Origin of the sequence: Rubrobacter aplysinae (assembly GCF_001029505.1) — a bacterium.
Classification (GTDB): domain Bacteria; phylum Actinomycetota; class Rubrobacteria; order Rubrobacterales; family Rubrobacteraceae; genus Rubrobacter_A; species Rubrobacter_A aplysinae.
Map to the genome: position 1 here is coordinate 43,468 of NZ_LEKH01000012.1, position 20,612 is coordinate 64,079.

The following is a 20,612-nucleotide window of genomic DNA, read 5'->3' on the forward strand; positions in this document are numbered from 1 at the left end:
ATGCAATCTCGCTGCGGTCCTGGCCCGTCGAGGCGCAGGAGACTATACCCACGACCCGGCTGTATCCGGGGACTGGTACGTTTTTATCCTCTCTGATCTCCCGGAACCGTCCGAGTTGCCCATCGGGGGCCGCTCCGCCGTCTGCACCCGGACGACGTCGAAGCCTTCTGGCCCCTCCGTGCCCACACCGGGCACGATCAGGGGAGCCGGGGAGGGGATGGTATGCCCCGGGACTCTGGAGAGAAAGGCGGAGATCATCGCGTGGGACTCCTCGACGGCTGCGGGGGAGCGGTCCGGCTGCGGCGGGATTGCGGCCTGGGCCGTGGCGTGTATCCCGTGCAGGGATACCGCATCGAGCAGCAGCGAGGCGTCCACTCCGGGGCCGACGGGGAAGGGGAGCGAGCGCAGCAGCGGGCGGCGGGCGGCTACGAAGTGTGACAGGGGCTCGGTGAACCCGGCTAGCTCGGGGTGGTGGAGGTTGATCATGGGCACTCCCACCAGCCTGGATAGCTCGGAGCCGGCACCCGGCGAATACCCCTTGACCATGTGCAGGCTGCGGCGTTCGAGCAGTGGGGCGAGCAGAGCCGGGACCGCTGCCAGAGACCCTGGATGCGGGTCCGGCAGCAGGACGACGAGTTCCCCGTCCGCTTCAGATAGTCCCCGCCACAGCGCGTCGCCCCTGCCCATTACCAGGCCCAACTCCTCCGTTAGAGGCGCGCCGCCGCCTCGTACCGGGACCGGTATCAGGGTTGGCTCCGCGTCTGTGAACTCCGTGAGCCCTGTCAGAACCCTCAGATCCTGCATTTCCAGGGGACCGGGGGTCTCATCGTGCGTGGGCGCTATTATGCTGACCGTGACGCGCCCGCCGGTCACCAGGTTCTCCGGTGGCTCGGGGTAGGTATTGTTCTTTAGCCAGGAGGCCAGGGAGAGGTCCCGTGCGAGCCCCCGGCTCGCACGCCCGACGAGCCGGGGCGAGGTCGAGACCCGCACGTCTAGCGGGCGCTGTATCGGTACGTTGCAACGCTCCAGTGCGCTCTCCAGTTGCTCGTCTTCCAGGGCGGCCCGGGGCTCCAGGCCGCCGACCTCCTGGTACGCCTCGGCGGTCAGGGACATCGAGGCGCCCGAGAACTGCCAGTGTTCTGCCCGGGAGTCGGAGCCTGGATCGTCCCGCCGCCCGAGGATATCCTGATGACGTGCCTCGCCCCGGCGCTCGCGCCAGGATCGTACCTCGTCTGATAGTCCGTCTTCGTCCAAGAGCTCTATCCGGCCCCCGATCGCCCTCGCTCCTCTTTCCGCGGCCCGGAGCTGCCGGCAGACCCAGTCCGGGGCGACGACAGTATCTGCGTCGGTGGAGGCTATGAGAGCGTCCGGGAGCCCGAGGGAGATCAGCCGCCCACAGGCCGCTTCCATGCCCGCCCGCCGAGCGTGGCCCGCCCCGAGACCGGGACCTTCAAGCAGGGCAAGCCTTAACTCCGGGTAACCGGAGGCCGCCTCCAGAGCCCGGTCCGCGGTGGCGTCTGAGCAGCCGTCTAGCACCAGGATCACCTCGTACTCCTCGGGCTTTACCCCACTCTGCACGGCCAGCGAGCGTATGCAGCGCCCGATGAGATCCTCTTCATCTTTTGCCGGTACCACGACCGAGACCTTGAGGCTCGGCTCGGGAGGCCCGAGAGGTGGAAGCTCTACGCCGCTCATACGGGCATGGGCGCCCCGGACTCCACCAGCTGCCGGCCCTCTTCGTAGTCCTTATCGAAGTTATGTGTCAACACACCCACACAAATATCTTCGCGTCCGTACCACACGGTAAAGGACTCCTCCGAGCCGTCGTGGGGGACGAACTTCGCCTCGTCCGAGCCGTCCCCCCAAGCGGTGTACTTGATCGTGCGTCCCCCGATGGTGGACCAGAAGCCGGGGGCGGTGTCCCACCGCGCCTCGCCGCCGGCCATGACCGTGCCCGCCACACTGCCCATGCTCAGCGCCTCCCCCCAGTGCTCGACGTGCAGCCTGCGGCCTGCGGAGGGGTTGTATGCGTAGGAGATATCGCCGACGGCGTACACGCCGGGCGCCTCCGTGCGCATCGCGGCGTCGGCCAGGATGCCGCCGGGTTCGACGGTAAGGCCGGCGTTCTGGGCTATCTCCAGCCGGGGCCTCGCGCCCGTCCCGAGCAAGACCGCGCCAGACGCGAGCGGCTCGCCGCCGCCAAGCGCGACCTCGAAGCCCTTTTCGGAGCGGCTTATCTTCTCGACCTCCGCACCGAGCCGGAGCCGGACGCCGTATTCTTCCAGCCAGTGCCGGATGCGCCCGCCGGCCTCCTCGCCGAGCAGGGCCCCCTGCGGCAGCTCGTCCAGGCTGACCACCGTGACCTCGGCGCCGCGCATCGCCAGGGAGGCGGCGGCCTCGCAGCCGATAAAGCCGGAGCCCACGACGATTACGCTGTTACCATTTGCGGCCAGCCAGGAGAGGCTGGTGGAGTCCTCGACGGTGCGCATGGTGAGGACCTCCGGGTCCTCCGCGCCGGGGATGGGTGGCCGGATCGGCTCGGAGCCGGTGGCCAGCACGCAGGCGTCGTAGGGGATCTCGTCCCCGCCCTCCACACCCACGACGCCGCGCCCGGCATCCAGGTAGGAGGCCGGAGTCGCCGGCCTGAGCTCCACGCCGTTCTCCTGGAACCAGGTCGCGGGCTGCATCGGGAGCTCGTCTCTCTCCAGCTCGCCACGCAGGTACTCTTTCGTCAGCGGCGGCCGCCGGTAGGGCGGGTGTTGCTCCCCGGCCAGGAGGGTCACGTGCCCGGTGCCGCCGGTGTCCCGGTAGGCTCTAGCCGCCGATATACCGCCCGGGCCGCCGCCTACGATCACCACGCGCTCTTGCTGGTTCTGACGGGCTTGCTGGGTCATTCGGTGTCTCCGTTCCGGTCGTCCTCGTACAGCTCTAGCCGGTAGTCCGGCGTCGCCCGCTGGATCCGCGGGGAGAGCATGGTGCTGGCCCGGATAGCCTCGTGTACCTCGTCGCCCCCTAGCGGGTACGTCCGCGTCTGGTGCCGCCAGTGGACGGCGAGCAGCGTGCCGCCGGGGGCGAGCGCCGATTCTAGACCACGCAGCGCGGCGAGCATCGTCTCCCGGTCGAAGTAGTAGAGGACCTCTGAGGCCACGATCAGGTCAAACGGGCCTTCCGGCGTCTCCTCGGGCATCGTGCGACGCTCGACCCGGACGTTCGGTACGGAGGCTAGCCGCTCGCGGGCCAGGGCAACGGCCTTCTCCGAGGCGTCCACGGCGAGCAGGCTGTCGCAGTACGGGACCAGCATCGCGGTGAACACCCCGATGGAGCACCCGATCTCCAGCGCCCGCCCGAAGTGCCGACCACCGAGCGCGGACAGGGTATCCTCGTACTTCTTCCGCTCGTAGTCACTGGTAGAGAAGTTCCACGGGTCGTCGGAGGCTCTGTACAGTCCCTCGAAGTATTCGCGATCCAGCCGTCCGGCGCGGCTCACCGCTCGTCCGCTCCCCTGGAGTCCAGGATCGCCTCCCGGCCGGCGCGGGCGAGGGCCGGTTCGAGGCGATGCTGGAGCAGAAACAGCTCTAGGTCGCGCCGGGCGCGGTCCAGCGGGCCGGAGACGGCGAACGGGCGCGAGCCGCAGGCCCGGGCCGCCTCGTCGAGCATCCTGCGGCACGAGTCGGCGATCGTCGAGCGGAGCCGGATCGAGAGCCCGGCGAACGACGCCTCCGCGTCCGCGTCGGCGACGGTGGCGGCGTGCTCGATCCAGCGGTCCATCGTGCCCCGCTCGGCCAGCATCCTGCCGGCGGCGAGCGAGACTATGTCGTCGGGATCTCCGCCCGTCTTCTCCGCCAGCGTCGCCAGGGCCGAGTCCACGGCGCGGTCGGCGATGCCCGCCCAGGAGACGGCGGTTCGGACCGCGTCGCGGCCAAAATATGGGTCGCGGGAGATCTCACCCGGACCACCGAGCACGGCGAGCACCGGAGCGTCCCGGAAAACGACTCGGTGGCTCTCCGAGGAGCGCATGCCCGCGCTCCTGTACCAGCCCCGGTCTATCTCGTGGCGTTCGGGCGCTCCCGAGAGGTCCACGTACGCCAGATACGGTGGTCCTGGCGGAGAGCCCTCCGGCCCTCGGGCCAGCACCAGGGCCCGGTCCACGCCGCCCGCGCCGGAGCAGAAGGTCTTGACGCCGTGCAGGGTAGTCTTATCTCCGGCCCCGGCTAGCCGCGCGGGCTCGCCCTCGCCGGGGACCGGGTCCGCGCCCCAGAGCCCGAGCAGTAGCCCACCGCCGGCGACCCTCTCCAATTCCAGGCTGCGTAGCGGCTCGGGGGCCGCGATGGAGAGCCGCTCGACGGCGTTGAGGTGGCCGTCGTAGATCCGTCCGACGGAGCCGTCGGCATCGGCTACCGCTCTGAGCGCGGACCACTCCTTCCTGAACGTTGCCCGGCGTCCGGGGCCCGATACCGGCTCCGGTACGGGCAGGGCGAGCGCCCCCGCCCGTGCGAGCAACTCGAAAGGGAGGTGGGGGAAAGCCGGGGATTCGTCACGCCCGGCCGCGCCGCGCCGTATTTCGGCGAGGGCGTCGTCCAGGACGGCGTGATCCAGACCCGGAAGCGGGGTGCTCTCATCCAGCCTACTGGTCTCGCGGGTATCGCCGGTCGTAGATCTCATTTCCCCTCCAGAGAGTCCGCGCCGCCGGTCACGTCGGTCACGTGGGGTATGGGGGACATGGGCCGTGGCTCGCAGCCGAGCTCGCGGATACGCCGGGACAGCTTCCCGACCAGCGCGACGGTCTGCTCGCAGCCCTTACGACGGGCTCCGGGGCCGAGGCCGTCGTGCATCAGCACCACGGAGCCGGGACCGATATCGTCGCCGATGCCGTCCAGCATCTCGCCTGCGGCGTCTCCGCGCCAGTCGTGGGTGTCCTCGGTCCAGAAGGCCAGGCCGAGACCCATATCGGCGGCCACCTCCTGCGTCCACGGGGCACAGACGCCCCACGGCGGACGCCAGAGCGTGGGGCTCGCGCAGGCCTCCGCGAGGTCTCGCAGCCCGGCGCGGGCATCTTGCTCGACCTCGTCCCTGGTCATCTCTGTGTGGCGTACGTGCCGGCTACAGTGAAGCTCCACCCGGTGCCCGTTCCCGAGAGCAGAGCGGATCAAACCCGGATAACGTCGGGCCAGCGGCGCCACGGCGAAGAACGTGGCCCTGGCCTCCGCCTCTTCCAGCGCCCGCAGCACGAGCGGGGTCCAGATCGGGTCTGGCCCATCGTCGAAGGTCATCGCCACCCCGGGAGCCGCCTCTCGGGGCTCCTCCACGCTACTGCTCTGACGTGGCGGCTCTAGTACGGTCTCCGGTATGATCCTGTTTGTGGCGGGGCCTGACAATGCCGCCAGATACTAGCATAACCTCCTAACTTAGCCCCCGGCTACCGGATAGGCTCCAATCACGCGGCTCTTGGTGTAGCCCGACGCGCCCACCCACGGAGCGGAGGCCGACGTCTCCTATGCGGTGGTACGTGTGGTTCACGAAGCGGTCTACGCGGCGAGCCCCGTCTACGGCTGGTGAGAGGCGGCTACGTCTGACAACTCCGTGCCTCCCTGCCGGAACCCCACGTCGTCTCGTGCTCCGTAGGGGACCGGCCGGGTACCGGACCGGGAGCGTGGGCTTATAGAGGCGGACGTGGAGCCAGCAAACGCCTCAAGGCTCGCGTCCGCCAAACCTCCTATGGGGGCCGGACTCTACACTCCCGGCGCCTTGTCCTTGGCGGGAGATACCTCCGTGGCGACGGCCGAGCGGAACTGCGCTACTATCTCCTCCCAGGCCACCTTACCCTGCCGGTCACTGGCCTGGGTCGCCTTCCACAACGTGCCGGACTCCGGTACGAAGTCGTCGGGGACGGGGAGCACGTCGTACCAGGGGTGGCGCTCGGAGGCGTCGTCCACCGCCCGGTCGAAAATGACGAGCTCGGGCCGGAGGTGGAGCATGAGCGAGGTCTCCATGCCGGCGGCGTGCTCCACGTCCCAGCCCGCGAAGCCGCTCGGGAAGAGCACGTCGAGGGTTTCCTGGGATAGCTCGGCGAAGGGATGCTCTGCGAGGACTATGCGGGCACCACTATCGGGGTGACGCTCCAGCGCCAGGTAGGCCGCCTCGTAGATGAAGTTCTGGTTCTCGAAGTGCCAGTTGACCAGCGCCAGGCGCTTGAAGCCCTGATCCACCAGCGCCCCGACCACGTCCTCCACCAGTGACATCAGCGTCCGGGCGTTTAGAGACGTGGTGCCGACGAACCCCTGGCCGCCGCCGCTCAACGGACGCGAGCGGTAGCCGTACTCGATGGGCGGTGCGACGAGGAAATCCAGCTCGTCGGCGACCGCGTACGATAGCTCGGTGGCGAGGATGGTGTCCGTCGCCAGTGGCAGGTGGTAGCCGTGCTGCTCGGTCGCCCCGATGGGTATGAACACCCCGGCGTCGCGCCCGATGGCCTCCTCGACCTCGGGCCACGTCATCTCAGATAGCGTCCTGGTTCTCTGTGCCACTTTCTCTCCTATCTAGCTATCCAGGCGTTGGCTTACCGCGGAGGAGACCGGGAGACATACTCCACCCGGGCTCCTCGATGCGTCGCGGCTGTTGGGCTCGGTACCGCTACTCCCGTACGGGTTCCTCCTCGTGCTCGGCGCGCGGCTCGGCGTTGCGGGGTTCGGGCTGACGGACGACGGACTCCGGCGTCGCGCCGGCCTTCTCGGCGATCTTGTTGAGGATCAGATAGATCACGACACCGGCTATGAGGCCGTTTACCGGCGGCACGCCGGGCGAGAACTGCGCCACGAGGCAGGCCGCGAAGTAGGTGACGATGCCGACCCAGTTGAACGCCGGAAGTCGGACCGAGTCCAGATCCGGGACGTTGGCCCGCCACTTGATGAAGTAGTCGGCGGCTATCACGGCGCCGACCGGCGGGATGAACGTGCCGAGGAGGATCAGGTAGCTCTCCAGGAAGTTGTAGAAGCCGCTGATGGCGAGCACGATGCCGATGAGCGCGCCGCCGATGACGATCCCCCGGCGCTTCTCGGTGCGGAAGAAGTTCGCCCCGGCTACGGAGAAGGCGTAGGCGGTCCGGTCGGCGGTGGTCCAGACGTTGAGTAGCATCAGGAGGAGCCCGGCGGCCAGTAGGCCCTGTATGCCGAGCACGCGGGTCAGGTCCGCCTCCTGATACACCAGCGCGCCCATCGCTCCGGCGAAGATAAAGAGGCCGTTGCCGAGGGTGAAGGCGACGAATCCAGCAAGGATGGCGCCTTTTGTGGTGGAGCAGAAGCGGGTCCAGTTGGTGATCTGGGTGCCACCGCTTACGAAGGTGCCGATGATCAGGGTCAACGCCAGCGCGATGCCGACCTCGGAGGTCGCGCCGATGCCGGTGAGGTCCGAGAGGCCGCCGGCGTCACCGGTGGCCAGCCACAGGCTTATGCCTATCAGAATCAGCATCGTGGGTACCGACACGCGGCTCAGTATGGCGAGCGCGGAGATGCCGATGTACGCCGTCCAGGTAAAGGCCAGGGTGAACAGGATGACCAGCGGTATGAACCACCCCGGGCCTATAATGTCGGCCAGGATCACGCCGGGCAGGGCTATCGCCCAGGCGTACCAGCCGATCTGGGTAAAGCCGAGCAGGCTGTCCACAATCTTGCTGCCCTTCTCGCCGAAGCTAAAACGGGCCAGCAGCACCGTGTTCAGGCCGCTGCGCTGGGCGGCGACGCTGAGGACGCAGACGTACGCGCCGAGCATCGCGCTCCCCAGCATCACGACGCCGACCATATTCCAGAAAGAGAAGCCGGGACCGACCTGGCCCCCGGCGTACATCGAGCCCACCCAGAAGGTAAACCCGAGCAGGATCAGGGCTATCGTCCAGTCCGACCTCCGCGCGCCCTGTGGCACCGCCTGCAGCGGGTAGTCTTGCTTGCTCTCTTCCTGTCTTGCCGCCTGACTCTGGCTCATCTTGCGCTCCTTTCCCTGCTTTGTCCTGATTTCTTGGCCGCTCTCACGTCCCTCGGGCCCAGGTTTGCTCCACAACCGCCGTGGGTTTCTCCCGCTGGCGGGAGGGGGATCCGGCCCCGACCCCGCCGGCTTTTACCCTGGTCTCGAAGAATGGGCGTGTCTCCCTCGTTTATCCTCGGAGCGCGGCCCGGTCCCCACCAGTTCCGCCACGCTCCGAGGCTTTATACTTGGCTAGCTTCCAATGACGTTGTGCTCCGGGCCGAACGGGAAGCCGGTTATGTTCTCCGCGCCGTCTTCCCCGACGACGAGGATGTCGTGCTCTCGGTAGCCGCCGGCGCCGGGCTCGCCCTCTGGGACCATGATCATCGGCTCCATGGAGACGACCATGCCCGGCTCCAGCACCGTTTCGATGTCCTCCCGCAGCTCGAGCCCGGCCTCGCGGCCGTAGTAATGGCCGAGTACGCCGAAGGAGTGGCCGTAGCCGAAGGTGCGGCTCGAGAGCAGGCCGTGCTCGCGGAAGATCTCGTTCAGCTCGCCCGCGATGTCCATGCAGCGCACGCCGGGCCTTATCAGCTCCAGGCCGCGCCGGTGAACCTGGCAGTTGACCTCCCACAGCTCCAGTGCCTTCTCCGAGGCCTCGCCGAAGAACAGCGTCCTTTCGAGTGCGGTGTAGTACCCGGCTATCATGGGAAAGCAGTTCAGGCTCAGGATGTCGCCGTGCTGGACCTCGCGGGAGGTCGGCCAGTTGTGGGCGCCGTCGGTGTTTATCCCCGACTGGAACCACACCCAGGTGTCGCGCAGCTCGGCGTGGGGGTAGGTGCGGGCGATCTCACGCACCATCGCCTGTGTGCCGGCCAGGGCGACCTCGTACTCGGGCACGCCCTCGTGTATCGCCTCCACGACCGCTGCGCCGCCGATGTCCGCGACGCGGGCGCCGTTCTTTATGAGGTCTATCTCCTCGGGGGATTTGATCATACGCTGGGCCATCGTCGCCTGCGAGATGTCCACGAGCTCGGCCTCGGGCAGGGCGTCCTGCACCTTGCGCCTCGTCTCCAGGGTCATGTCGTCATCCTCGACGCCGAGGCGCAGCCGTGTGAGACCGGCCTCCTCCAGAACCTGCCGCACGGCGTAGAAGAAGTTGTCCCGGTGCCAGTCGGTGTATACGAGGTTCTCGCCGAAGCTGCGGCGCCAGGGCATGCCGGCGTCTATGTTGGCCGAGAGGGTGATGCTCTCCTCCTGGGTTACCACCAGCCCGTAGCTGCGGCCAAACTGGGTGTACAGGAAATCGCTGTAGTAGTTGATGTTGTGGTAGGAGGTGAACAGCACTGCCTCTATGCCCTGATCAGCCATGTGCCGCCGGAGCCTGGCGTTGCGGCGCTCCATCTCCTCGTTCGAGAAGGTGGGCGTCGCCTTCTCTCCGTTGTGGATCAGCTTCGTCTTCGGCAGGTCGCTTATCTGCTGCATGTCGCTCTCCTTCTCTTCTGGGGTTTGAAATACACTCCGCGCCGGACCCTCCGGCCTACGTCATGCCGTATCCTTGCTCAAGATGTCTCTGCTTGAGGGGGCGTCTCTCATCCTCCGGCGTAACCCTGCGTGAAGTGCTCTGAGATGTACTTCTCGCCCTCGTCACAGAGCAGGGTGACTATGTTTTCGAGCTCCGGGTGCTCTCGGCGCACCCGCCGCGCCGCCACCAGGTTCGCCCCGCTCGAAGGACCGACGAACAGCCCGTAGGTGCGCGCCAGGTGGCGCATCTCGGAGACGGCTTCCTCGGAGCTCACGGGCAGCACCCCGTCCACCATACTCCGGTGACGCTCGTAGATGCCGGGCACGAACCCGTCGGAGATTCCTTCCACGAGGTGCTGGCCGATCTCGCCGCACAGAATGGTGCATGACTCGTCGGGCTCCATCGCAAAGAGCTTCGCCGACGGGTTGACCTCCCTGAAAGCCTGTCCGACGCCCACCAGCGTGCCCCCGGTCCCGACGCCCATCACCAGGGCGTCCGGCACGACACCTTCCGGCAAGCCGGCGAGTATCTCCGGGCCGAGCCAGGTCCGGTTCTCCTCGACGTTGTGCTCGCTCTCGAACTGGGCGGGGCAGAAGTATCCGTCCTGCTGGCCGAGCTCACGAGCCTTTGCCAGCGCCTCGTCAACGTGGAAGTGGCCGACCTCCAGGACCTCGGCCCCCAGCGCCCGGCTGATTGCGACCCGTTCGCCGGAGAGGCCGGTCGGCATGACGACGAGCATGTTGTAGCCCTTTACCGCGGCGACCATCGAGAGCGCATTGCCGGTATTTCCACTCGTGGCCTCGACGATGGTGTCTCCGGGCTTTATGCGGCCTTCCTCCTCGGCTTTTTCGATCATGTACCGGGCAATCCGGGCCTTTACGGAGCCCGAAGGGTTCAGGTACTCCAGCTTGACGTAGAAGCCCTCAAGCTCTACCAGCGGGGTATTACCTATAGAGTCCAGCACGTTGTGCGTGACCCCCGGTACGGTGGTCCTGGTCGTGGATGCCGTCATCCTTTTACCTCCTTCTCTGTCCTGCGGACCTATAGAGTCTTGTCCGGTGTGTTATCCACCCTGGTCGCTCTGGCCTCCGGCATGAGGTCCGGTTCTGGCCGGGGGGCGGTATCTGCTGCGGGGCTCTCGTCCTGCTCCTGTTGCAGGGGCTGCCAGGCCGTCTCTCGTGTCATCAGCATCGCCACCAGGGCTATTATGGCCGCCGCTATCAGGTAGAAGCCGGGGGCGAAGTCGTTGCCGGTCTGGGCGATGAGGAAGGTGGCGATGAAAGGGGCGGTGCCGCCGAAGATCGCATTTCCGAGGTTGAACGAGAGCGCGAAGCTGCTGTAGCGCACGGTCGTCGGGAACATCTCGGTGAGGAAGGTGGCGAGCACGCCGTCGTTGCCCGCGAGCATCGCGCCGAGCAGTATCTGGGCGAGTATGGCGAATCCTATGCCCCCGAGCGACATCAATCCGAACGCCGGGATGGTGAACAACACGAACAGCACGCACGCGCTGATGAGCACGGGCTTCCTGCCGATCCGGTCGCTCAACGATCCCACTATCGGCAGCATGATCACGTAGGCGGCAAGCGAGATTATCGTGGTAAGAATCGAGGCGACGGGGTCGAAGCCGAGCTCCTCGGACAGGTAGGTCGGCATGTAGCTCAGGATCATGTAGAAGCCTACGGCGTTCAGGCACACGATGCCGAATGCGACGAGGATCTGCTTGTAGTTGCGGCGTAGACCCGCGATCAGGGGCGCCTGTACGGTCTCCCGGCTGCGCTCGAGCTCCTGAAAGAGCGGAGTGTCTTCCAGCTTCAGGCGGATGTAAAGGCCGACTAGCCCGAGCGGACCCGCCGCGAGAAACGGGAGCCGCCAGCCCCAGCCCTGCAGCGCGGCCTCCCCCAGGTTGAACTGGAGCAGCGAGGCGACGCCGGCTCCCAGTACCAGACCGGCCGCCGTGCTCGCCGGGACCATGCTCACCAGAAACCCCCGGCGTCCCTCCGGTGCGTACTCCGCTATGAAAGAGCCCGCCCCGGCATACTCGCCGGCGGCTGAGAACCCCTGTACCAGCCTGGCGACGAGCAACAGCGCCGGCGCGGCCAGCCCTATCGTGGCGTAGCTGGGTATCAGACCGATAGAGAAGGTCGAGGCGGACATGATGATGATCGTTAGCGCCAGGATCCGCTTGCGGCCCAGCTTATCCCCGAAATGACCCCAGAACAGACCGCCTATCGGGCGCACCACGAACGAGACCGCGAAGACGGCGAAAGCTCCCAGAAGTGCGGCCGTCTCGTTGCCCGAGGCGAAAAATACCGCCCCGATCGTGGCCGCCAGATACCCGTAAGAAGCGTAGTCGAACCACTCGATCAGGTTCCCAACCGCCGCGCCCGTAACGGCCCGTCTGACGGCGGAAGCCCGAGCCTCCGGCGCCGCTGCGTCTCCTCGAACCGACAAATCGTACCTCCCGGCCTTTCCCACAAATACAGTTGCATTTATAGCAACGGTGTTGTGAACAAGGTAAACGCTGGTAATAGGGCTGTCAACGATTCAGGGTAAGTTTTCACAATTTTTTTGGGACGAGCGCAGATTTGACGGTGTCTGGAATGAGACTCACGCCATGATCCTGGGTAGTCGCGTGTCAGGATCGGCAGTTATCGGCCATGCGGCTGAGGAAGCTTTTGGAGCTCTTGGATATCTTGGAGGACGCGGAGCGTACCGGATGTATCGCGAGTGGGGAGAGTGGCGTTGGTCCGCGTGGTGGGGTCTCCCGTGCGGGCGAGTCGGGTTCTGCGTTCGCCGGGATATGCTCACCTTTTGGGAGAGGGTTACATGAGTCGGGCCTACTCAGCTTCCGGGAGCGTCGGCCTCCGGAGCGTCTACGTGGCTGCCCAGGCTGATCGAGATCCGCTCTGCGGTTTGCCTGACCATCTTTCCCAGGTCGTGGGTGCGGTCTGCGGGTACGCGGTAACGCGGGGCGGTCAGCAGTACGGCGGCTATTACCCGGTCCCGATTGTCGCGGACGGGGGCAGAGATGCCGGTCTCCTCGAGAGAGGTTTCACCGTCGTTGATCGCGTAGCCTCTCTGGAGGATACGGCGTAGGTCCTCGAAAAAGGCGTCGGGGTCCACGGTGGTGCGCTCGGTGAGCCTTTCGAGGCCACGTTCGGCGAACTTCTGGGCCTCCTCCGGATCTTCGGCGAGAAAGACCCGCACCGAAGAGCTGGCGGCCTCCGGGTAGCGGGTGCCCACGGGGGAGGTGTGTTTGACCTTGCGGGGACTTGCGGCCTGCTCGACGCTCACCGTCTCCCGGACACTCCACACGGTGAGCACGGCCGTCTCGCCCGTCTCGCGTGATAGGTCTTCCAGAAACGGCCGCGCCACGCGCCGCACGTCCATGTTCGCCAGCATCGGGCCTGCGAGTGCGATGACCCCGATGCCGAGCCGGAAACGGCCGCTCGCGGGGTCCCGCTCGACGAGGCTGGTCTCTTCCAGGGTGGCGAGTATCCGGGATACGGTGCTCTTGTGCAGCTGGAGGCGGCGGGAGATCTCGTTCACCCCGAGCACCGGCTCCTCCCGGCTAAACGCCTGGAGGACGTATATGCCGTTGCGCAGGGCGGAGGTGCCCGTCTTGGAAGACGCCCCGTTCTCCTCCTGCCGCTCTACCGCGTCTCCCGTCGAGCCACGCCCCATACCAAGCTCCTTACGAATCAGAGTGTCGCGCACCGGGACGCTGACCGTCCAGCGCCCGCCTTCTACCACCACCTCGTCATTGTACGGGTGCTCCGCCGATTCTGGGAGAGGCTGTACGGTTTATCTACGTCCCTGCGGACTCCTCCGGCTATCCGGCGGGCTGGAATAGTCCACGCTTCCTGAGCCAGGCTTGCGTGGCGGACACTTGATTGAATGTGTTGATGTGGAACCCGGCGAGGCCGTAGCGAGTATCGCCCATGTAGGGTAGTAGCGCGTCTATCAGCTCATCCGGACGGTAAGCCCCGGCACCAAACAAGCGTCCGGCGAGCCCGCGCTGTTTGGTCAGGTAGCGCAGAGAGTCTCCGAGCCCGATCTTCATCGAGATGCGGAGTAGCCGGGCTTTGCCGACCACGCCGGGTATACCGACGTAGACCGGCAGATCGAACCCGCGCTCGCGGGCCCACTCTATCCAGCGGAGCACGGCACCGGGGTCGAAGCAGATCTGGGTAACCGCGTAAGAGGCGAACCGCTGCTTCTCCAGCAGAGCCCCGAAAAGGGCCTCCTCCTCTATGAGCGGGTGGGGCTCCGGGTAGGCCGGGACCCCGATCCTTTCGAGGCCGTGATCCAACCCGGCCAACGCCCCGAGCAACTCCGCCCCGCTAGAGAAGGAGCCTGCGGGCTCCTCGGAGTCTCCGCCGATGACGAAGACTTCCCGGATACCCGTTGCCTCCAGCCGCCGCACGACGTCCTCCAGGTGTTCCTCGCTCTCGATTAGCCGGGCCGAGAGGTGTGGGATGACCTCCAGCCCCCTCGCGGCCAGCCGCTCCGCGAGCCCCAGCGAGGCGTCCAGCCCGAAAGAGGGGGAGCAGGTGACGCTCACCCTGGTGCCCGGTGGGAGGGAGTTTGCCTCCCCCGCTGCCCCTTCGGTGGGGATGAGCTCGTAGCGCAGCTCGGGTTGTACAGCGGGAGAAGCCCGTTTGGAGGCCCGCTGCTCTTTGGCAGTCTTCAGCGATGGTCCGAGTCTCACACTTTCCCTTACAGTCCCGGGTATAGCGGGTGACGGTGCATAAGGGCGCGGCTGCGGTCTAGCAGGGCTGCCCGCTCGGGCTCGAAGTCCTCGCCCAGGGCGGCGGCTATGATGCGCCCGATCTCCCGCATGTCGTCCTCTCCGAACCCGCGGGTGGTGAGCGCAGAGGTCCCGATCCGCAGACCCGACGGGTTCATGGGGGGCCGCTCGTCGAACGGTATGGCGTTGCGGTTTACCGTGATGCCGACCTCATCCAGCCGGTCCTCGGCGGTCTTTCCGTCGAGCCCGGTGGAGCCGAGATCCACCAGCACCTGATGCACGTCCGTGCCGCCGGTCAGGATGTTTATGCCGTTCTCCAGGAGCTCTTCGCCCAGCGCCCGGGCGTTCGCCACCGTCCGGCGCTGGCGCTCCTTGAAACCGTCGCTCGCCGCTATGCGCATGGCGACCGCCTTCGCCGCTATGACGTGCATCAGCGGCCCGCCCTGCTGGCCCGGGAATATGGAGCTGTTTATCTTCTTGGCGTACTCTTCACGGCACAGGATCATGCCGCTCCGCGGTCCGCCGAGCGTTTTGTGTACCGTGGTGGTCACGACGTCGGCGTGCGGCACCGGGTTCGGGTACTCACCGGCGGCGACCAGCCCGGAGAAGTGGGCCATATCCACCATGAGCTTCGCCCCGACCTCGTCGGCTATGCGTTTGAAGACAGAGAAGTCCAGGTAGCGCGGGTAGGCCGACCACCCGGCGACTATCAGGGACGGCTTGTGCTCGTGGGCGAGGCGCTCGACCTCGTCCATGTCCACCAGACCGCTCTCCCGGTCCACGTGGTAGGCGACGGGGTTGTAGAGCTTGCCGGAGACGTTCAGCTTCATCCCGTGTGAGAGGTGGCCGCCGTGGTCCAGCGCCAGCCCCAGGAACGTGTCGCCGGGCTCCATGAGCGCCATGTACACCGCGTTGTTCGCCTGGGCCCCGGAGTGGGGCTGTACGTTTACGTGCTCGGCCCCGAACACCTCCTTGGCGCGGTCTATGGCGAGCTGCTCCGCCACGTCAACCTCCTCGCAGCCACCGTAGTAACGCCGGCCCGGATAGCCCTCGGCGTACTTGTTGGTGAGGACCGAGCCCACGGCCTCAAGCACGGCGCGGGGGACGAAGTTCTCCGAGGCGATCATCTCCAGCGTGTCACGCTGACGCTCCAGCTCGCGTCCCAGAACCTCGTCTATCTCCGGATCCAGCTCCGAAAGCGGTGCCATCATGAACTCCCCCGGCAGGTCCGCCGTACCGTTACTCTTCTCGGACGATAGTGGCCAGCTCATCTCTCCTCCTCGTTTCTCTCCGCCCGCCCCAAGATATTAGGGCGGACCTTCTTGACAACGTGGTTACTAACTTCTAACATAGTTTTCACAACAGTGTTGAGTATATTGCAACGCAAGAGAGCTGGTCAAGGAGGCAGGAGATGCTGGAGAAGAGGACGCCGCTGTACGACTTTCACCTGCGGGCGGCGCGGGATCTCGTAAAGGGCGGCGGCGACTACATGTTCCCGACCTCCTACACCTCGCCGGTGGAGGAGCACCTCAACGTCCGCCGTCACGCCGGCCTGCAGGACCTCTCGACGATGGGCGAGGTAGACATCAAGGGGCCGGGCTCGGAGCGTCTGGTACGGCGGCTCCTGGTGAACGAGGTACAGGACATGGAGCCCGGCCAGCTCCGGTACACGACCATGTGCAACGAAGAGGGCGGCATCGTAGACGACGTTACCGTGTACAAGTTCGACGACGAGCACTTCATGATCGTGGTCAGCTCCGGGCCGCGGGCCAAGAGCTACCGTTGGATCCGGGACCACGCCGAAGGCTCAAGCGCCTACGTGACCGACGTAACCGCCTCGCTCGCCCTGCTCTCCGTACAGGGTCCTCTCTCGCGCATGTATCTAAAGAGCGTGGTGGAGGGCGTGGATCTCGACACCCTCCGGTTCTTCCGGTTCGCCCCGGCCACCATCGGCGGGGTAGAGATACTCGTGTCGCGCTCGGGATACACCGGCGAGCTCGGGTACGAGCTGTACGTGCCAAGCGATCAGGCCGGGCCGGTCTGGGAGTACATCCTCTCCACGGGCCGGGAGTTTGACCTCAGACCCTACGGCTTGGAGGCGATGCAGTCTCTACGCATCGAGAAGGCGCTGCCGCTGTACGGGCCGGACATCAGCGAGGACTACACCCCGTTCCACCTCGGGCTCGACGGGTGGATCAAGTTCAAAAAGCGGGACTTCATCGGGCGCGAGGCGCTACTCAGGGCTCAGGAGCAGGGGCTGGACAAGCGCTGGGTCGGGCTCACACTGGACAGCGAGATACCGGCAACCAAGGACGACGCGATCTACGCCATCGGCGACGTATCCACCTTCCGCGAGCTCGTCGAGAACGGCGCAGAGGCCGGGGATTACGAGGACGAGTTCCTCGCCGGAGACCGGAAGGTCGGCTACGTAACCTCAAGCACCTACGGGCCGTCCGTGAACAAGATGCTCGCGCTCGCCTACGTGGACACCGCCCACGCCTGGCCCGGCGGTAACTTGCTAGTGGAGATCGGCGGCCGCCCCGTGCCCGCGAAGGTCACGCAGACTCCATTCTTCGACGCGGAGTTCGCCCGGCCTCGCTCAAAGCCCGAGGACGATCTGGGCCGCTCCAAGCCCTCGCCCTCGCCGGTGCCGGCCCTGTACAACCGGCCGGGCATGGATTTCCGTACGCCCGCCCATTCCGGTAACGGGAGGTCGTGATGGCTGGCGTGGACTACTCCGGGCACTACGACGCGATAGTCGTCGGTGCCGGGGCGATGGGCAGCGCCGCCGCCTACGAGCTCGCCCGGCGCGGCAAAAGGGTACTCGTCCTGGAGCGCTTCGGGATACCCCACGACATGGGCTCCTCGCACGGGCAGACCAGGATCATCCGCCTCGCCTACTACGAGGACCCCTCCTACGTGCAGCTCATGCGCCGCGCCTACGAGCTCTGGCACGACGTACAGCACAAGGTCGGCGAGCGGCTGCTGTACAAGACCGGCTCCATAGACGCCGGACCCGAGGACTCGTGGGTCTTCAAGGGCTCCTGGGACTCGTGCCGGATGCACGACCTGCCCCACGAGGTCCTGACCGGGTCCGAGCTACACCGCCGCTACCCCGGCTACCATCTCCCCAAGGACCACCTCGCGCTCTTGCAGCCCGACGGCGGCTTCCTCACCCCCGAGCGCTGCATCGTCTCCTACGTGCAGGCGGCCCAGGCCGAAGGCGCCGAGGTCCACGGCCACGAGACTGTGCTGGACTGGGAGCCGCTCGAAAGCGGCGTGCGGGTCCGCACCGACCGGGGCTCCTACGACGCCGAGAAGCTTGTCGTGACCGCCGGAGCGTGGAACGCACACCTGCTCGGCGTGCTCGACGGTCTCGCCGTGCCCGAGCGTCAGGTGCTCGCCTGGCTGCAGCCCACCGCCCCCGAGCGTTTCCAGCCGGGCAGCTTCCCCGTGTTCAATTTGCTGGCCGAGGAGGGCCGGTTCTACGGCTTCCCGGTATTTGGAGTGCCGGGCTTCAAGTTCGGCAAGTACCACCACCTGGAGGAGGTCGTGGACCCGAACGAGATGGAGCGGGAGGCCCGCGGCGACGACGAGGCTCTGCTAAGGCAGTTCGCCGAACGGTACTTCCCAGAGGGCTGCGGCCCGACGATGAGCCTGCACTCGTGCATGTTCACCAACACCCCGGACAAGCACTTCGTCATAGACACCCATCCCGCTTATCCGCAGGTGTCGTTCGCCTCGCCATGCTCGGGGCACGGGTTCAAGTTCGCCAGTGTGGTAGGTGAGATCATGGCGGATCTCGCCGAGACGGGGATGACCCGCCACGACATAAGCCTGTTCCGCCTGGACCGTTTCCGCTCGACCGTCGGTGCGGCCGGTCGCGGGGTGCACCGGCAAGCTCCCGCCGCCAGCGGCCCCCGGCCTCAACCCGCGCCGAGCGCGGCGAACGGCTCCAACGGGCATGTGGATGCGGGCCAGAACGGCTCCGCCCAGAAAAACGGCCGGCTCCGGGCCTTCCCACAAAGAGGCGAGGTCAGGACGTTCTGGTAAGCGCCCGGGTTACGTCGCTTACGTTGCGGCCCGGGCGGCATCCTCGTCCGGGCCGGGAGGTGGGTTACAGTGCAAGACCGGTGACGATAGCAGCAGGGAAGCGGCAAGGGAGGTAAAGGGCGTGCATACGACGCAGGATCTCACCGAATCGTCGTTCACGATCACCGTCGACGGACGGAGGGCCGGCATCCAGGATGTGTTCCCGGAGTTCGACGAGCGCGACCGGCTCGGGATGATCTCACGCTCCCCCTGTGGGGTGGTCGGCGCGAGCGCGCTCATCCTGGCGACCGTGACGGCCTTCTACGAGCTGCAGAGGCGGCGGTCGGACGACTTCTTCGTCTACCCGGACTACTTCGTGTTCCACGCCGGAGGCCCGGTAGGCGACCATAAAATGTTCGACATCTTCCCCGCCCACAAGGAGGTGGTGGTCGAGGACGATCCAGAGGAGATACTGCGGGCGATCAACGACCGGGCCGTGACCCGGCTACTGATCGAGGATGGGCCTCCGGCCGATCCCGAGTTCGGCCGCCCCACGCTCGCCAGTGTCGGTGTCCGCACGGCCGTCGCTTACTCGCCCGGTGGCCGGGTGGAGGGGGCGGACCTCAGCGTTACCGGGAACGAAGCGACCGAGGAGTACGTCGGAAACGTGCTCGACGGTTCGGAGGCCTTGGACGCCGGTGCGGGAGAGGGCGTGCGCGCCGGGCGCGCAACCCTGATGGAGGACGACAGGCCCTTGGAGACCTACCGGCGTCTTGCGGTGGATGAAGCTCTCGCACGGCTCTCGCGCCCGCAGCGGTAGATCCGCGGAGCCTCGGAGCGGCCCGAGCGTCGCACGCGCTGGTAATATTCCGGTCTCCAGGGACTCAGGGAGGAGGCAATGTATCAACTTCTAATACGCGGCGCGCGGGTGGACGGGGATCTGGTGGACGTCGCCGTGGCCGACGGCCGGATAGCGGAGATCGGACCGGGTATAGCAGGCGCGGCGGAGAGAGAGGTACAGGCCGGAGGCAGACTGCTATCCCCGCCGTTCGTCGAGCCCCACATACACCTCGACAGCACGCTCACGGCGGGAGACCCCCGCCCGAACCGATCCGGGACGCTGTTCGAGGGCATCGAGATCTGGTCCGAGCGCAAGCGGCGGCTGACCCGCGAGGACGTGATCTCCCGCGCGGAGGAGCTCCTGCGCTGGCAGGCGGCGCAGGGCGTGCTGCACGTCCGCACCCACGTAGACGTTACCGATCCCGAGCTGCTCGCCCTGGAGGCTCTGCTGGAGCTAAAGGAGTCGGTCGGCGACTGGATGGACCTGCAGATAGTGGCGTTTCCCCAGGAGGGCGTGAGCTCTTATCCCGGGGGAGCGGAGCTACTCGAAGAGGCCCTGCGGCTCGGGGCGGACGTCGTCGGCGGGATACCCCACTACGAGCACACCCGCGAGATGGGCGTCGCCTCGGTGGAAGAGTGCTTCCGAATCGCCGAGAAGTACGACCGGCCTGTGGACCTGCACTGCGACGAGACCGACGACCCGGGCTCCAGATTCCTGGAGGTCATGGCTTCGGAGGCCCTGCGAAGAGACTGGGGACCGCGCGTAACGGCCAGCCACACCACCGCATTCGGCAGCTACGACGACGCCTACGCCGCGAAGCTCATGGGGCTGCTCACCCGGAGCCGGATCCACTTCGTCGCCAACCCCCTGATCAACATTACCCTGCAGGGCCGCTTCGACTCCTACCCCAAGCGGCGCGGCATTACGCGGGTCAAGGAGCTGTGGCAGAACGGGCTGAACGTCGCGCTGGGCTCGGACAACGTCATGGACCCCTGGTATCCACTGGGTACGGGAAACATGCTCCAGCCCGCCCACATGGCCGTCCACGCCTGCCACATGACCTCTCGGGAAGAGGTGGAAGCCTGCTTCTCCATGGTGACCCGGGGAGCCGCAGATGCCCTGGGCCTGCAGGATTACGGTATCGTCGAGGGGGGCTCCGCGGACTTCGTGCTCGTGGACGCTCCGGACGAGTGGGAGGCTATACGACGCCTGGCTACGACCACACTCGTGGTGAAGAGCGGCCGGGTGATAGCCGAGACCAGCCCCGCCCGGACGAGCCTCTTCGGCGAGAGCATCGAGCCCGCCCCCGGCGGCGCGGGTAGCGGCGGGTGAGGCCGAGGCAGACGATATCGATCAGACCGGACGCTCGGGACGGTGTACAGGTCTGCGCGTCGGCGTCTCTGCCGGACTGGCGTTCTCGAAGCCTGGTCGCTCCTCTGCGGCTAAACTAACGCGCAAAGACCGCGCAATGCGGGCACGGCCGTGTACGGCGCAAAGCAGACAGACGAATC

16 protein-coding genes and 1 pseudogene are annotated in these 20,612 nt (G+C 66.6%); 4 read left to right on the plus strand and 13 right to left on the minus strand.

The window, feature by feature from the left end:
• Nucleotides 1-42: 42 nt before the first annotated feature.
• The 13 genes from ABD53_RS11870 to ABD53_RS11930 form a co-directional block, all read right to left on the minus strand.
• Nucleotides 43-1,695 (minus strand): glycosyltransferase family 2 protein, encoded by a 1,653-nt coding sequence (locus ABD53_RS11870; RefSeq protein WP_047866020.1) that lies wholly within the window; start codon nucleotides 1,693-1,695, stop codon nucleotides 43-45.
• On the minus strand, nucleotides 1,692-2,894 hold the full coding sequence (locus tag ABD53_RS11875; RefSeq protein ID WP_047866021.1) for an NAD(P)/FAD-dependent oxidoreductase: 1,203 nt from the start codon (nucleotides 2,892-2,894) through the stop codon (nucleotides 1,692-1,694). The genes ABD53_RS11870 and ABD53_RS11875 overlap by 4 nt, the downstream gene beginning before the upstream one ends.
• On the minus strand, nucleotides 2,891-3,487 hold the full coding sequence (locus tag ABD53_RS11880) for an SAM-dependent methyltransferase (protein WP_047866022.1): 597 nt from the start codon (nucleotides 3,485-3,487) through the stop codon (nucleotides 2,891-2,893). Before ABD53_RS11880 ends, ABD53_RS11875 begins: the two co-directional genes overlap by 4 nt.
• Complete coding sequence (locus ABD53_RS11885; RefSeq protein WP_047866023.1) at nucleotides 3,484-4,662, minus strand: acyl-CoA dehydrogenase family protein; 1,179 nt, start codon at nucleotides 4,660-4,662, stop codon at nucleotides 3,484-3,486. Before ABD53_RS11885 ends, ABD53_RS11880 begins: the two co-directional genes overlap by 4 nt.
• Complete coding sequence (locus ABD53_RS11890) at nucleotides 4,659-5,375, minus strand: polysaccharide deacetylase family protein (RefSeq protein WP_152670752.1); 717 nt, start codon at nucleotides 5,373-5,375, stop codon at nucleotides 4,659-4,661. Before ABD53_RS11890 ends, ABD53_RS11885 begins: the two co-directional genes overlap by 4 nt.
• A 354-nt stretch (nucleotides 5,376-5,729) precedes the next feature.
• Nucleotides 5,730-6,524, minus strand: coding sequence for a creatininase (locus tag ABD53_RS11895; protein ID WP_235401571.1), 795 nt, complete (start codon nucleotides 6,522-6,524; stop codon nucleotides 5,730-5,732).
• 106 nt (nucleotides 6,525-6,630) lie between these two features.
• Nucleotides 6,631-7,974 (minus strand): cytosine permease, encoded by a 1,344-nt coding sequence (gene codB / locus ABD53_RS11900; protein WP_084709602.1) that lies wholly within the window; start codon nucleotides 7,972-7,974, stop codon nucleotides 6,631-6,633.
• A gap of 231 nt (nucleotides 7,975-8,205) precedes the next feature.
• Nucleotides 8,206-9,438, minus strand: coding sequence for a M24 family metallopeptidase (locus ABD53_RS11905; RefSeq protein WP_047866025.1), 1,233 nt, complete (start codon nucleotides 9,436-9,438; stop codon nucleotides 8,206-8,208).
• 107 nt (nucleotides 9,439-9,545) lie between these two features.
• Nucleotides 9,546-10,490 carry a PLP-dependent cysteine synthase family protein gene (locus tag ABD53_RS11910; RefSeq protein WP_047866026.1) on the minus strand — a complete coding sequence of 315 codons (945 nt, stop codon included), beginning with the start codon at nucleotides 10,488-10,490 and terminating at the stop codon, nucleotides 9,546-9,548.
• A gap of 29 nt (nucleotides 10,491-10,519) precedes the next feature.
• On the minus strand, nucleotides 10,520-11,929 hold the full coding sequence (locus tag ABD53_RS11915; protein ID WP_084709603.1) for an MFS transporter: 1,410 nt from the start codon (nucleotides 11,927-11,929) through the stop codon (nucleotides 10,520-10,522).
• A 390-nt stretch (nucleotides 11,930-12,319) separates the two neighbouring features.
• Nucleotides 12,320-13,234 (minus strand): IclR family transcriptional regulator, encoded by a 915-nt coding sequence (locus ABD53_RS11920; protein ID WP_235401573.1) that lies wholly within the window; start codon nucleotides 13,232-13,234, stop codon nucleotides 12,320-12,322.
• A 76-nt stretch (nucleotides 13,235-13,310) separates the two neighbouring features.
• On the minus strand, nucleotides 13,311-14,189 hold the full coding sequence (locus ABD53_RS11925) for a methylenetetrahydrofolate reductase (protein WP_160309687.1): 879 nt from the start codon (nucleotides 14,187-14,189) through the stop codon (nucleotides 13,311-13,313).
• A gap of 8 nt (nucleotides 14,190-14,197) precedes the next feature.
• Complete coding sequence (locus tag ABD53_RS11930; RefSeq protein WP_047866056.1) at nucleotides 14,198-15,439, minus strand: serine hydroxymethyltransferase; 1,242 nt, start codon at nucleotides 15,437-15,439, stop codon at nucleotides 14,198-14,200.
• Nucleotides 15,440-15,639: 200 nt separating this feature from the next.
• Between ABD53_RS11930 and gcvT the strand changes: the two genes are divergently transcribed.
• From gcvT to codA, 4 genes and pseudogenes are all read left to right on the plus strand, one after another.
• A complete protein-coding gene (gene gcvT, locus ABD53_RS11935) occupies nucleotides 15,640-16,947 on the plus strand; it encodes a glycine cleavage system aminomethyltransferase GcvT (protein WP_053058012.1) in 1,308 nt (435 codons plus the stop codon).
• A pseudogene (gene solA, locus ABD53_RS11940) lies at nucleotides 16,947-18,086 on the plus strand (N-methyl-L-tryptophan oxidase); the annotation flags it as partial. The gene gcvT and the pseudogene solA, both read left to right, overlap by 1 nt.
• Nucleotides 18,087-18,402: 316 nt before the next feature.
• Nucleotides 18,403-19,080: a hypothetical protein gene (locus tag ABD53_RS11945; protein ID WP_047866029.1), complete on the plus strand. Its 678-nt coding sequence runs from the start codon at nucleotides 18,403-18,405 to the stop codon at nucleotides 19,078-19,080.
• Between the two features lie 78 nt (nucleotides 19,081-19,158).
• A complete protein-coding gene (gene codA / locus ABD53_RS11950) occupies nucleotides 19,159-20,433 on the plus strand; it encodes a cytosine deaminase (protein ID WP_047866030.1) in 1,275 nt (424 codons plus the stop codon).
• Nucleotides 20,434-20,612: the final 179 nt, after the last annotated feature.